The organism is Paenibacillus sp. N3.4, from assembly GCF_008017805.1.
In the GTDB taxonomy this organism is placed as follows: Bacteria; Bacillota; Bacilli; order Paenibacillales; family NBRC-103111; genus Paenibacillus_E.
This window is the reverse complement of sequence record NZ_VRTT01000009.1, coordinates 86,866-100,521: the sequence shown is the minus strand read 5'-3', so window position 1 is coordinate 100,521 and position 13,656 is coordinate 86,866. Positions and strand designations below refer to the sequence as shown.

Below are 13,656 nucleotides of genomic sequence, written 5' to 3'. Positions count from 1 at the left end.
GGAGCTTAGAAATGGCTATTAGGATCGAAATCAATACACCACATTTGTTAATAAAGGATGAGCTGTTTATGGAAAAAAAGAAAGGCAATTTATATGTATGGATGTTGACGGCATCGATTATTTACATCATTTACGCCACGTTGACGAATTTATACTTTGACGCGCAAGCGAGCGCTTTTTTGAGTCAAAAGATCAACCTTGCTCGGCCCCTTTATCTACCTGTTTGGTTGACAGTCATGCATGTTCATGTCGTTGTCGCTTGCTTGGCGATGCTGACAGGAGCTATTAATTTCTCAACGGCCATTTTACAAAAATACCGAAAATATCATAGAGTAAATGGTTACTTATACGTTCTCTTCGTCTTTTTAGTATGTGTAACATCGGGCTATATGGCGCCGTATTCAACAGGTGGAAGGATCAATAGTATGGCCTTCAATTTCTTGAATATCATCTGGTTTGCTATCACGGTTACAGCAATTGTAAAAATCAAACGAAAGAAAATAAGCCAACACCGAAAATGGATGGTTCGAAGCTTTGTATTTTGTTTCACGAACCTGTTTATTCATCTTTTCACGAATGTCTTGCAAAGTGGTTTTGGAATGAAGTATGAGCTAAGCTATACCATCGGCATATATGGAACGATATTTTTTAATTTCATTCTGGCGGAAATCGTTATTTATTATGTGTATGGGAAGAAGCGTATTGAGAATGTTTAGCTTTTGTTGAAAGGCTTTTCGGATTTGAAGGGAGAATTTCTATGCATATTCAAATCGTTTTGTTTGATGGTTTTGATCTTTTGGACGCATTAGCTCCTTATGAAGTGTTTTGTGCGGCAGAGATGTATGCAGGCGGTGCATGGAGTGTTGAACTGGTAACCACCGAAGGGGCGCGATTAGTTGCCAGCGGAATGAATGGTCCTCAGGTTTCTGCCAGTGGAAGATTGAGTTCGGAACGATCCGGAATCATTCTTGTGCCCGGCGCATCGGGGGAAGTGAGCGGAGACGGGCCGAATGCTATACCTTCCATACTTAGGAGAGCGATGGAAAGTGAGATCACCAGTCTGATTAAAGAGGCGTTCGGCAAGCCTGATGTGATCATTGCGACGGTTTGTGGAGGATCTCTCGTACTTGCAATGGGAGGTTTATTGGAGGGGCGCCATACCGTAACGAATCATCTAGGCATGGAAGTTCTCGGTGCAACTGGTGCTATTCCCGTGACTGCACGAGTTGTTGACGATGGAAATTTGGTTACGGGCGGCGGCGTGACATCAGGGCTTGATGTAGCGCTATACTTGGTTGAGCGCGAGTTAGGACCTCGCATTGCGCACGCCGTGGAGAAATTGTTTGAGTATGAACGGCGCGGAACTGTTTGGAAAAAACAAGGGCTTGCTCCCCTTGCAGACGATTCCCATTTCATTACTAACGAGGAATCGACTACCTCTAAACCCTCTGATGAATGGTTTCAAAAGGCAACCGATCCTTCAATTAGCTCGATTTTCGACGGAACATGGCATGCCATTATCTCTACACCGATCGGTAAATTACCCGTCATGCTGCATATTTCGACTGCGAATGGTCAAGTAAGTGGGGTATCCAAGCAAGGTGACGAGCTTGTAGCGTTTGTCGATCCGATTATCGAAGGAAATCGACTATCTTGGTCCCAACGCGTTACGAAACCTATGCGTCTGAATTTGAGGTTCGAAGTGAACCTCAACGGCAACAAATTGACTGGGATCGCTAAGGCCGGCTTGCTTCCGGCATCCAAAGTCGCAGCCGAGCGTGTGGCAGAAGCTAGCATATAATTCAGTGTTATGGAGGGAAGCAAATCCCTTTCCGTAGGAGCTTGCCTTCATGGCAGCTCTTTTTTGATAAATTGACTGCACGGTTAGTGACACCATAGAGGAAGCGGGACATTTATCGCAGATGCCGGGTCAATGCCCAAAATAAAAGAGCCAGAGCACTGACAGTGGCACCCAAAAGACATACGCCATACCAGCCAAAGTAGGCGTAGATATGGGTTGATGCGATCGACCCTGTGCTGCTACCGATGGAATAAAAGATCATGTAGCTAGCCGTTAGTCGACTGCGAGCCTCAGGGCGCAACGTATAGATCATACTCATGTTGGTGACATGAACGGCTTGTACCGCCATATCAAGAAGGACAACACCAATGATTAATGCAATCAGGGTTTGACTTAGATAACTGATTGGCAACCAGGATACGAGCAGCAGGATTAGCGCAATTCCTGTGGTCCTCTGTCCTAAACCGCGATCAGCAAGGCGTCCTGCACGGGATGCGGCTAAGGCTCCGGCTGCACCTGCTAGACCAAACGCGCCAATCGCCGTATGCGACAGAGACAGCGGGGGCGCACTGAGCGGCAGCACAAGGGATGTCCATAATATGCTGAATGCGGTGAAAATTAACAAGGCCAGTACAGCCCGTATACGCAGAATTCGTTCTTGAACGAATAATAGCAAGACCGAGCGGAGTAACTGTGGATAAGATAGGGACGTAGTTTTTTCTCGTTCATAGTGTGGGAGTGCACGGAACAATGCGGCAGCCATTACAAGCGTCAATGCTGCGGAGACGAGATAGACTGAACGCCAACCTGCCAAGTCGGTCAATATGCCAGCGAAAGTTCGGGCAAGTAAAATCCCCATCACGACCCCGCTTGTTACCGCTCCAACAACACGACCCCGTTCAGCTGGCGCAGCTAGAACTGCCGCGAATGCTACGAGTATCTGCGTGACTACGGCAAGTAAACCAACCACAGCCATACCCATGAACAGCACGGTGCTAGTTGGAGCGATACTAACTACAATGAGCGCCGCAACGGATACTAACATTTGAGCAGGAATCAGCCTGCGTCGATTCAAAGATCGCCAAAGGGTACCAATAAAAACAAGCCTAGTGCATAACAAATCTGAGTGATAGTGATGACAATGCCAATGGAGGAATTGGACATGCCAAACTCGCTAGCCAGAGAGTCAAGCAATGGCTGCGTGTAATAGATGTTGGCAACAGCCAACCCACATGCCGTTGCAAATAAAAGTGTCATATAGCGAGACATTGAGGTCCTGCTAAATGACTCGGTTGCGTTTAATTCTCCTTGTGCTGTTATCGTTTCAATTTCGGAACAAGCTTCAGTCCGTACGCCAAGCTGTTCGTTTGTTTTATCCATGTTCGTCCACCACATTTCATGAATTTTCAACAAAAGTAAGACTTTATAATATACCTATCGGTACAAAATGATAGTTGTAATATAACTTAGCTTGATGAATGTTGTCAATGTTCTATTTCCTTTTATAAACTTGCATTTTTTGGGGAAAGGGAGTTTATTATTTAATAAGGCATCGGTTAAAAAGATAAGAAATTTGACGTTAAATTATTTGTATAGTATTATATCTGTACTGATCGATATGAAATGGTGGTGATATCATGGTAAGGCGACGTGAATTTAATGAAGCATTGGCCTTAGACGGAGCCATGCAAATATTTTGGGAGAAGGGTTATGAGGCTACTTCTTTAACCGATTTGACGGACAGAATGGGGATTCAACGACCAAGCCTATACGCAGCCTTCGGGGACAAAAAAGAATTATTCGAAGCTGCGCTTCGTAGATATACGCAAAACCATAGCGCTAATATCCGTACGAAACTTCAAAGTTATACATCTATAAAAGAGGGATTTCGCAACTATTTTGAAGGTTTAGTGGCAGAGGAATATACAAAGACTCCTAACCGAGGCTGCTTTTGCATTAATACGATGGTGGAACTTGCCCCTCATGATGAAAAATTTGAGATCCTCACTAGGGAACATCAAATGTATCTTGCGGTCATATTTCAAGAAGCGATTGAGCGGGGGAAACAATCAGGTGAGCTTAAAACGATCACGAACACCAAAGCTTTAGCGCAGACGCTGGTCGTGGCGTTAATTGGACTTACCGTGATGATGAAATCGCGTCCAGATCGATCGTTTGTTGATCATGCTGTAGCTGTCATCCTTACGTTGCTTCAGTAATTTCAGCAAGTACATGTAAGTTAAGGCATGGGGACAGGTTAATAATATAGAAGGGCTGCCGTATGGCAGCCCCTTTCCGTGAACGGACATCCTCTTTTAAGTAAAGTTTCAAATGATTGCATTCACGAGGAAACTTCCGTTCATAAATAGTGCTTATTTTTTCTAGAATCTCGCGACCTGATCGGCGAACCTTAGTTCCGTTATTTGGTCTTTCACAAGATAGACGCCCGATAGTTCTTCATTTCGACCAATAGCTGCTTCGTAAAGAAGCGATGCTCCTTTGCCTGGGGAAGAATAGCTTAATAATCGGTTTCAAATAGAAGGGCAGCCCTTGTCGATTTATTTAGATCAGTGATTTCCTGCCAAGCTGGCCTCAAACATATCAATGATATGCAGGAATCTTTCTGCTTCGCGAAACACGTGGTCAGCGAGTAAGGGATGAATAATGCTTTTAATGCGACAAGCCTCGATCAGTTCTTTGGCGGTCTTTTTAAAATCCCTTAAGGAAACAACAGAAACCCTATTTTGGTCAAGAAATTGGCCGAGAAGCGGCTGTGTTTGTGATTGAGGGCGCATGCCGCTTAGATCAATAGCTTGAAATAGTAATTGGTCAAAATCATGACTAAAGTTGCGTGCTTGCTCCACTAACTGACGTTCTGAAGGGTCGAGAAGATGTCCGATAAACTTGGCATGGTCAGCCATTATTCGCAAAAAGAATACATTTTCATCAATAATAGCATCAGGTAATGGTTCTAATCTTCCTGTGTTTAATTCCTCTAATCGATTTCTGAAATAATTGGCCTCTCTACTAATATGATCAACTAATAAGGGGAAATTGTTTCCGCCTGGGAGTTGGCATTGTATGATAAGTCCCAAAACTTTTCTTTTAAAAGCCCAAATGTGCGTTGCAGCTGAATACACTTCCATATTAAATCGTTTGATTTGTTCAGGGTCCGTGAGTTCGGTAAACGAATGAGATTTGTCCTCAATGTGCTCGAAAATACGATAAAATTGATTTGCTTCTTGAATTAGCTGTGTATCTTCACACCTAAATCCCAGTTTTAAGAATAAGGAGTGTTCTTTCATAATACGTGACCAGAATCGTATTTCATCCAATGAACGCATAACAAATTGATTTGACAAATTGTACACTCTCCTCATCAATTGTTCTACTACCACATATATAATGAGTGGATGAAACGTATATGCCTAATGCCGACATAAGGAAGCCCACTCGGTAAAATAAAATGAAAACGTCAGCAGTCTGTTATACATACAACCCAGCCAAACAGGGCAATATAGGGAAAAAATGGTATGACAGGAGTACATAAAAATGACCTTGCATAAAGAATCTTCCACTAGCACCTTGCCACAATTTGCTGAATCATACTGGCTTCACTCCACCCCGAATATGCCTCAGTTTCCGAGTTTAACGGAAGATTTGAAGGCTGATGTGGTTGTCGTTGGAGCAGGTATAACGGGGATAACTTCCGCTTATTTGTTGGCCAAGCGCGGATTAAAGGTAGTTGTCTTAAACGCGGGACGCATCATAGAAGGAACTACTGGATCGACTACGGCGAAAATAACGGCCCAGCACGATCTCATCTACAGCGAGTACATCTCTCACTTCGGAGAGGAAATAGCCCGGCTTTATTACGAAGCGAACAACGAAGCTCTGCAGTTTGTGAAGAATACGGTTAAAGAGCTTGGTATCGATTGCGGGTTAACGCAAGAGGACGCCTACATGTATACATCGAGTGACGCTTATTTGAAGAAGATTGAAGATGAATACAGCGCTTATGAGAAGCTGAAAATCCCAAGTTCCTATGTAGATACTACGCCTCTTCCCTACGAGACTAGAGGGGCCGTTATCATGAAGGATCAAGCGCAGTTTAATCCTGTTCCCTTCTTGATCCGGCTTATCCAGGAGATTGTCCGGATGGGTGGACAGATCTTTGAGCAGACGACGGTTGTGGGGTCGACATTGGAAAAGCCGTCCATCGTGAAGACTAAGCAGGGACCGCAGGTCGTTTGCGATTACGTCGTGACCGCCTCGCACTTTCCGTTTAATGATCTTAGGGGGCTATATTTCTCCCGTCTACATACGGAGCGGTCTTATGTATTGGCTGCACGCATTGACAAACCGTATCCAGGGGGGATGTATCTCAGCGCGGAAGAACCGAAGCGCTCTTTGCGCGCTCTACTCATCAATGGCGAGCCTGCGGTCATTATCGGCGGTGAGGGACATAAGACCGGCCAAGGTATTTGTACCTTTCAATACTATGAGCATCTGCAGCAGTTTGGAGAAGAGACGTTCGGACTCAAAGAGATTCTCTATCGTTGGTCGGCTCAGGACGTCTTCACCTTGGACAACATGCCTTATATCGGGCAGCAGCTGCCGAATGTGCCGAATCTTATGATTGCCACCGGTTTTCGTAAGTGGGGAATGACGACAAGTATTGTGGCAGCGATGCTAAATACGAGTCTTATCGTAGGAGAAAAAAGTCCCTATGAGGAAGTATTCACGCCGCGGCGCTTCCACGCTGATCCTAGCATCAAGACGTTCGTTGTGCAGAATTCGAATGTGGCGATGCATTTGATCGCTGGAAAGCTGGAATTACTGCATAAGGAGCCAGAGGATCTGGCTCCTGACGAGGGTTCTGTTGTTCGAGTAAATGGTAAGCGAGCCGGAGCGTACCGGGATTCAAAGGGCGATCTACATGTGGTTGATACAACTTGTACGCATATGGGGTGTGAGGTCGAATGGAACGAGGCGGAACTAACGTGGGATTGTCCTTGTCATGGTTCAAGATATTCATTTCAAGGTGATGTTATCGAAGGACCAGCCAAGAAGGCGCTCGCCAAGGTGCATTTGGTGTAACGTCACGGATAACTCGACAACCCTTCCCCAGAACAAGAATGGGAAGGGTTTTTGATTATTTGGCGATAAGAGTTAATGAGTATGGGTAAGAATATAATACTTGACATTTTAAGGGTGGTCTTGTATAACAGATTTAATTGAATATTGGAATATTTATGAATGGGAAAGTAGGTTTGACAGATAGTCTCAGCGAGCCGGGTTTGTGTGAGCCGGTACGGATGTCAAATTGAAACGGGCCCAGGAAATGGTTTGCTGAACTCTTTAGTAGGCAGGCCCGGTCTGTGACCGTTATTAAACAGAGGGGTTAAATCATGCATTTAACACTTAGAGTGGTACCGCGGGAATGGAATAGCTCTCTCTCTTACAAAGAGACGAGGGCTTTTTTTAGTTGTATGAAGAAAGGACGTGGACATAACATGCTTAACTACAAGTTATATTTAGCAGAAAAAATATCTTCGGTTATTTCAAGTGTTGACCCTAACGAGATTGCAATGCTTATGGAATATCCACCAGACTCCCTAATTGGGGATCTGTCTTTACCTTGTTTTCGACTCAGCAAAGTGTTAAAAAAGTCCCCTTCAGAAATAGCTTCTGAGCTGAAACAGAAACTAACGGATAACGTCATAGATGATGTGGTTTCCCAATCCGGTTATTTAAATATTTTTTTAAATAAGAAACATCTCGTCGACACGGTCACAAAGGGCATCTTGACTGCCGGTGAGCAATATGGTTCACAAGATATAGGGCAAGGGAAGACAGTGGTTATCGACTACTCTTCTCCCAATATTGCGAAGCCTTTTCATGTCGCCCATCTTAGATCTACCGTAATTGGACATGCGCTCTATCAAATCTTCACCTTTCTAGGTTACAACTGTGTGGGGATCAATCATTTGGGTGATTGGGGTACTCAGTTTGGAAAACTGATTGTAGGTTATCATTTATGGGGAGACGACAAGAACATTCAACAAAACGGCATTGATGAACTTCTTCGCTTATATGTAAAGTTTCATGAGGAAGCGGAAAAAGATCCTGCATTGGAAGACAGTGCGCGTGCTTGGTTTGTAAAGATGGAGCAAGGGGATCAAGAGGCTTTGGCACTATGGAAATGGTTTGTAGAGATCAGCATGGCAGAATTCCAACGTATTTATCAATTGCTTGGGGTTCAATTTGATTCTTACACAGGCGAAAGTTTTTATAATGACAAAATGGAACAGGTTATAGGCGAACTAAAGGAAAAGCATCTTTTGGAGGAAGACGAAGGGGCTTGGTTAGTTCGTTTGGATGAATTCGGTATGTCACCAGCGCTTATGTTGAAAAAAGACGGAAGCTCTCTTTACCATACCCGTGACGTTGCTGCTGCTTTATTTAGGAAGAAAAAATATGATTTTGATAGGGCTATCTATATAACGGATTACGCGCAGAATCTTCACTTTCAGCAATGTATGAAAATTGTAGAACTTATGGGTTATTCGTGGGCAAAAGATATTGTACATGTTGCATTTGGTCGTGTCAGTATTCAAGGAATGAGCTTATCTACACGCAAAGGTAACGTTATAAAGTTAGAGGATCTGCTTCAGCAAGCGATTAACAAAATAAGGGGAATTATTGAAGAAAGAACTCCTAATTTAGAAAATAAAGAACAGGTCGCTCAGCAAGTGGGAGTAGGAGCCGTGATTTTTAATGATTTAAGCAGCAATCGTATTAAGGATATCGATTTTAATTGGGATAAGGCACTTAATTTTGAAGGGGAAACGGGACCTTATGTACAGTACACATATGCCAGAACTTGCACTGTGATAAATAAGGCTAAGCTTTTGAGCAGCTCGGCCTTGCACGGAGGAGAAATGGACGCCGCTCAGCTTCTCAATACGGAGGCTGTGCGTGTTATCAAAGAGCTCTATTTGTTTACTGAGCGTGTAGAACAAGCCATGAGAAAGCTGGAACCGTCCATTATTGCGCGTTATTTGGTGGACTTGGCACAAGCCTTCAATCATTTTTACCATGAGTGTCGCGTACTTGTCGATGATGTGCCATTACGCGAAGCACGTCTTGCTTTGGTTACCTGTGTGCAGATTACACTAAAGAATGGATTGAGGCTCATTGGATTGCAGGCACCTGAGCAAATTTAGGTGTGGTGGTAGATGCGTTTTTATGTTTTCATCCTAATATCTCTAATTTTAGTATAATAGCTTGGTGGAAGTGAAAAATAAAATGTTTGCAGTATAGAGCGTTGATTATTAAAAAGTACATATGATTCACGAAGGAGATACAAATGACAGAGAAAATAGGAAGTATGGTAACAGGATGGAACTTCGACAATAGTTATGCTCGTCTGCCGAAAACATTTTTTTCTAGGGTCAACCCAACCCCTGCAAGTTCACCGAAATTGAGCATTTTAAATGAATCACTGGCAGCAGCGCTGGGGTTGAACATCCAAGCGCTGCAAAGCAATGAAGGCGTAGAAATGCTTGCGGGCAATCAGATACCGGAAGGCGCTTTGCCAATTGCTCAAGCTTACGCGGGGCATCAATTCGGGCATTTTGCCCTGTTAGGGGATGGCCGGGCCATACTGCTCGGCGAACAGATCACTCCCTTGGGGGAGCGAGTTGATATTCAGCTTAAGGGTTCAGGTATTACGCCATACTCCCGTCGAGGCGATGGTCGAGCGGCACTTGGCCCCATGCTGCGAGAATACATAATTAGCGAGGCCATGCATGCACTTGGTATTGCTACAACGCGCAGCCTAGCCGTGGTAACAACCAGTGATTCCGTGTTCCGAGAAACGGAGCAACCCGGCGCAATTCTTACTCGTGTAGCAGCCAGTCATTTGCGCGTCGGCACCTTTCAATATGTTTCAAAGTATGGTACTTTCGAGGATATCCAAGCTCTGGCTGATTACACCTTACAAAGACATTTTCCAGAAGTTCATGCTGATGAGAATCGCTATCTTCACTTGCTACAGGAAGTGATCAAGCGTCAGGCAGCACTAATCGCCAAATGGCAGCTCGTTGGCTTTATTCACGGGGTGATGAATACGGACAACATGGCTATTAGCGGAGAAACGATTGATTATGGTCCTTGCGCCTTCATGGATGCCTATGATCCGGCAACGGTATTCAGTTCCATTGACAGACAAGGCCGCTATGCCTATGGCAATCAGCCGCATATTGCTGTGTGGAATCTCGCGAGATTTGCTGAAACCCTATTACCGCTGCTGCATGTCAACGAGGAAGAGGCTATCACCATGGCCGAGGGCATGCTTGCAGATTTTTCTAAGCTGTTTCGCCATAATTGGCTCGCGGGAATGAGGAGGAAACTGGGGCTTTTTAACGAAGAGCTGCAAGATGAAGCCCTAATTGAAGACCTACTCATTCTGATGCAAGTTTCGCGCGGACTACACCAATACCTTTATCGCTTTAACTTTCGATCAGCCAGAGGATACACGCATGTTTGCTACGACGGAATTTACTCAGTGGCATGAGCTTTGGCAGGCAAGATTAGGCAGGCAGCAAGAAACAAAATCGTCCGTACTTGAACTGATGCGGAATAATAATTCCGCGCTAATTCCACGCAACCACCGGGTAGAAGAAGCGCTAGAAGCCGCGGTGAACCAAGAAGATTACAGCGTGATGGAGCGGCTTCTAGATGTTCTTTCGAGACCCTACGCGCACGCCTCCGATCAGGCTTCTTACTCAACCCTGCCTGAATCAACTCGGCCTTACCAAACCTTTTGCGGTACCTGATATAGAAGCATTTTGATCAATTGATGGCGTTTTTCTTCTATGGATTAGTGGGGAAAGTAATGGTGCTGTTGAGGAAAGGATTGCGAATCATTCATGAATAAGTTTTTAACCTATAATGAATCGGTCATTTATTGGAAACAATATCAGAAGTTTTTTCCAGAAGACATGCAGATCAATGAGCATCATCTACCGGAGGAAGAATGGATGATTTGGAACGATGTTCATATTCATTTGGATCGAATGCCTGCTCTGCATGCAAAATTAAAAATTGTCTTCATTCATGGTGCTGGCGGCAACGGCAGATTGTTAGCTCCCTATGCGCGAGTATTGCAGCAAAATGGTTATGAGGTAGTTTCGCCGGATCTACCTCCTTATGGGTTAAGTTACACGAATTCGTTACAATCATTAGATTATCAGCTATGGATTGACATCCTCACTGAATTGATTAATCGGGAAATAAAGCGGGATGGCAAGCCTGTTATTTTGCTAGGTACTAGCATTGGAGGTATGTTAGCTTATCACACCGCTGTACAGAGTAAACAAGTCAAAGGTTTAATTGCAACAACATTTGTTGATACGAGTGATGGGAAAGTTCGTGATCAATTGGCTCCCAACAAACTCATTAGTCGGTTAGGGAAATTTTGTATGGATAAACTCTCTTTCTTATTAGACTCCTTGCAGATCCCTGTTCATTATGTTTCCCGCATGCAATTGATTACGAATAACGTCGAAATGACCAAACTCATTAAGAAGGATGCTCATGCGGCAGGCACGAAAATCCCTTTACGCTTACTAAGAACGTTTTTAGCTATGAAACCGGTCATAAAACCTGAGAATTTTGATATATGTCCTGTTTTACTCGTTCACCCTGAATTAGACCCAATGACTCCGTATAGCTTTAGTGAACCATTTTTTAACGATCTAAAGGGTGAAAAGGCATGTGTGATTTTAGAAGGTGCTGGTCATTTTCCGATTGAACAACCAGGGTTAGAGCAGATGAATGCTGCTGTGTTGTCTTTTTTGAGAAAAGTAGAGATAGGTTAGAGATTTGGCAGTCTCTTTCGCCATTCTGGACGCGATTGCAAAAAGGAGTGGATAGGCATGCGGACACAGCTGCCGTTAATTGTCCGAATCCTTCCCCATTCGCCTACCCTACGGACATACGTTCCGTTAAGGACGGTGAAATCGTAAAGATTCACTCATTTTCGCTAGAATAACGGCGCTGATGTCCGTTTAGCTTCCAAAAGGCCATTTTAAACGAAAATAAGGGCTCCACGGTCCGTGTATCGCTCGACCCGCTTACACCTATAACCTTTCGTCAAATTGCTAGATTAACAGACGTACCCTCCTCGTACCTAAATTTTTGTGATAGTATAGGATGAATTTGAAATTTGTTGAGTGATCGGTATATGAGTTTGTTGAAGGGTACAGGGCTGCAGCCATGGGCTACATCCTGATGGGAGGTTAGATTTTCTTCATGATTATTAGAGAGATTGCGGAAAAAGATAATGAACAAGTGGAGTATCTTATTAGAATTTGTTTGGTGGAGTTTGGGGCAAATAAGCCAGGGACTGCTTGGACTGATCCTAGTTTAGGAAATTTTTTATTATTTGTATAAAAATGAAGGTTCTCAATATTGGGTTGTTGAGGAAAATAATAAAATAGTAGCTGGTTGTGGTATTGGACCGATTAAGGAATGGCCGCATATTTGTGAGTTGCAAAAGATGTATGCCTTAAAAGAAAACCGAGGCACAGGAATTGCAAGCGTGTTACTGCAGGTTGCCCTAGATTTTGCAAAAAAGCACTATGAAAATTGCTATCTTGAAACTCTTAGTAATATGATCGCAGCCAATCAGTTTTACAAAAAGAATGGTTTCGTTCAATTAGAAAAGCCATTAAATGCAACAGAGCATTTTGCATGTGATGCATGGTATATTAAATCATTAAAATAGTAAGTGGACAAGAACATATAACTATATGGATTCGCACTCAGCGCGGTATTATATAAGTTCTTGTCTTTTTCTCGTGATATCGATGTCGTAATAACCGCATCTTCAAAAGACCTCGAAAGGTAATATCCCCTCCAAGTTATACTCATTTCCTTATGGTACCATAAGGTTTTTATTGAGTGTCTACTTAAAGGGGATATTACCATTTGGGCCGGATACGTGGCTTTTTGTATGATTCCTAATGGGAAGTAAGTGATTAACGCTAAAGCTCACGAGTCGCAAGTTTTTGTACAATATGATCGACTTTCTGAATATGCTTCATTATGATCTCTGCTGCAAGCTGCTCATTTCTTGCAAGGATAGCCTCATAAATTTCACGGTGCTCTTGCAAAAGCTCCTCGGCAGAAGCCCGTTCAGCAAAAAACCATATCCGCCTTGAAGTACTCATGCTTTCTTGCAGCCGTTCAGTCAATGATTCCATCATGCCAATGAGCAATGAATTGTTCGAGGATCTGGCAATTTCCAGATGAAAACGAATATCCGCTTCTTCGCTTGCTTCCTCGTTGCCCAGAGCAGCTTCCATTTGGGCTAAAATGTTGTTTAACTCGATCAAGTTATGTTCCGTTCGTCGCTCAGCTGCCAAGGAAGCACAACCGACTTCAATGAATTTGCGAACTTCTAATATTTCCTGCAAAGATTCTGTATGATCAAAAATACCTTTACTTTCTTCCGTATCGTCTGAAGGCAGTTTCTTGCTGACAAAGGTTCCGCCGCCATGGCGAATATCGACCCACCCCATCGCTTTCAGTGCGCTAAGCGCTTCTCTAACCGTTGAACGGCCTACTTGAAAACTTGCAGAAAGCTCAACTACCGTTGGAAGCTTGGTGCCAGGAGGATAAGCTCCAGATATGATTTGCTGTTTGATTTGCTGCAGTACGATTTCCGAGCCTTTTTGCGGTTTAACGTGTTGAAATACCATGAACGATCATCAACCTCATTTCACATCTATACATGTATTCAATCATAAGCTAAAATAGAAGAAAAGTCATCTGATCACATGATC

10 protein-coding genes, 2 pseudogenes and 1 other annotated feature are annotated in these 13,656 nt (G+C 43.6%); of the genes and pseudogenes, 9 read left to right on the top strand and 3 right to left on the bottom strand.

Annotation, left to right across the window (positions count from 1 at the left end; translation table 11 throughout):
- The first annotated feature begins 68 nt into the window (after nt 1-68).
- Together FU659_RS07195 and FU659_RS07190 are read left to right on the top strand one after the other, a co-directional pair.
- Nucleotides 69-716: a DUF2306 domain-containing protein gene (locus FU659_RS07195; RefSeq protein WP_147946952.1), complete on the top strand. Its 648-nt coding sequence runs from the start codon at nt 69-71 to the stop codon at nt 714-716.
- 41 nt (nt 717-757) lie between these two features.
- Nucleotides 758-1,801 (top strand): DJ-1/PfpI family protein, encoded by a 1,044-nt coding sequence (locus tag FU659_RS07190; protein ID WP_147946925.1) that lies wholly within the window; start codon nt 758-760, stop codon nt 1,799-1,801.
- Nucleotides 1,802-1,913: 112 nt separating this feature from the next.
- On the opposite strand, the pseudogene FU659_RS07185 reads toward FU659_RS07190, so the two are convergent.
- Nucleotides 1,914-3,070 (bottom strand): annotated as a pseudogene (locus tag FU659_RS07185) (MFS transporter).
- Nucleotides 3,071-3,438: 368 nt separating this feature from the next.
- Here FU659_RS07185 and FU659_RS07180 point away from each other — a divergent pair.
- Nucleotides 3,439-4,020, top strand: a complete 582-nt coding sequence (locus FU659_RS07180; protein WP_147946924.1) for a TetR/AcrR family transcriptional regulator — start codon at nt 3,439-3,441, stop codon at nt 4,018-4,020.
- Nucleotides 4,021-4,368: 348 nt separating this feature from the next.
- On the opposite strand, the gene FU659_RS07175 is transcribed toward FU659_RS07180, so the two are convergent.
- The gene (locus FU659_RS07175; protein ID WP_147946923.1) at nt 4,369-5,163 is read right to left on the bottom strand and encodes a DUF2935 domain-containing protein; all 795 of its coding nucleotides are present in this window, start codon (nt 5,161-5,163) and stop codon (nt 4,369-4,371) included.
- A gap of 190 nt (nt 5,164-5,353) precedes the next feature.
- On the opposite strand from FU659_RS07175, the gene FU659_RS07170 reads away from it, so the two are divergent.
- The 6 genes and pseudogenes from FU659_RS07170 (at nt 5,354) to FU659_RS07150 (ending at nt 12,596) form a co-directional block, all read left to right on the top strand.
- Nucleotides 5,354-6,901 (top strand): FAD-dependent oxidoreductase, encoded by a 1,548-nt coding sequence (locus tag FU659_RS07170; RefSeq protein WP_147946922.1) that lies wholly within the window; start codon nt 5,354-5,356, stop codon nt 6,899-6,901.
- 146 nt (nt 6,902-7,047) lie between these two features.
- Nucleotides 7,048-7,264: a binding site (T-box leader), on the top strand.
- Between the two features lie 29 nt (nt 7,265-7,293).
- Nucleotides 7,294-9,030, top strand: coding sequence for an arginine--tRNA ligase (argS, locus tag FU659_RS07165; protein ID WP_261807668.1), 1,737 nt, complete (start codon nt 7,294-7,296; stop codon nt 9,028-9,030).
- 143 nt (nt 9,031-9,173) lie between these two features.
- Nucleotides 9,174-10,644: pseudogene (locus FU659_RS07160) on the top strand (protein adenylyltransferase SelO).
- Nucleotides 10,645-10,737: 93 nt separating this feature from the next.
- Complete coding sequence (locus FU659_RS07155; protein WP_147946920.1) at nt 10,738-11,688, top strand: alpha/beta hydrolase; 951 nt, start codon at nt 10,738-10,740, stop codon at nt 11,686-11,688.
- Nucleotides 11,689-12,121: 433 nt separating this feature from the next.
- Nucleotides 12,122-12,262, top strand: coding sequence for a hypothetical protein (locus FU659_RS36890; protein WP_261807667.1), 141 nt, complete (start codon nt 12,122-12,124; stop codon nt 12,260-12,262).
- Nucleotides 12,255-12,596, top strand: a complete 342-nt coding sequence (locus FU659_RS07150; protein ID WP_261807666.1) for a GNAT family N-acetyltransferase — start codon at nt 12,255-12,257, stop codon at nt 12,594-12,596. The genes FU659_RS36890 and FU659_RS07150 overlap by 8 nt, the downstream gene beginning before the upstream one ends.
- Nucleotides 12,597-12,855: 259 nt before the next feature.
- Here the strand turns inward: FU659_RS07150 and FU659_RS07145 are convergent, their stop codons facing one another.
- Entirely contained in the window at nt 12,856-13,572 is a 717-nt protein-coding gene (locus FU659_RS07145; RefSeq protein ID WP_147946919.1) for a FadR/GntR family transcriptional regulator, read from the bottom strand.
- Nucleotides 13,573-13,656 lie beyond the last annotated feature (84 nt).

Excerpts from the sequence above, each read along its gene's own strand:
- FU659_RS07190 (WP_147946925.1), top strand. The coding sequence starts at position 758 with ATGCATATTCAAATCGTTTTGTTTGATGGTTTTGATCTTTTGGACGCA.
- FU659_RS07155 (WP_147946920.1), top strand. The coding sequence starts at position 10,738 with ATGAATAAGTTTTTAACCTATAATGAATCGGTCATTTATTGGAAACAA.
- FU659_RS07195 (WP_147946952.1), top strand. The coding sequence starts at position 69 with ATGGAAAAAAAGAAAGGCAATTTATATGTATGGATGTTGACGGCATCG.
- argS (WP_261807668.1), top strand. The coding sequence starts at position 7,294 with ATGAAGAAAGGACGTGGACATAACATGCTTAACTACAAGTTATATTTA.
- FU659_RS07145 (WP_147946919.1), bottom strand. The coding sequence starts at position 13,572 with ATGGTATTTCAACACGTTAAACCGCAAAAAGGCTCGGAAATCGTACTG.
- FU659_RS07170 (WP_147946922.1), top strand. The coding sequence starts at position 5,354 with ATGACCTTGCATAAAGAATCTTCCACTAGCACCTTGCCACAATTTGCT.
- FU659_RS36890 (WP_261807667.1), top strand. The coding sequence starts at position 12,122 with ATGATTATTAGAGAGATTGCGGAAAAAGATAATGAACAAGTGGAGTAT.
- FU659_RS07180 (WP_147946924.1), top strand. The coding sequence starts at position 3,439 with ATGGTAAGGCGACGTGAATTTAATGAAGCATTGGCCTTAGACGGAGCC.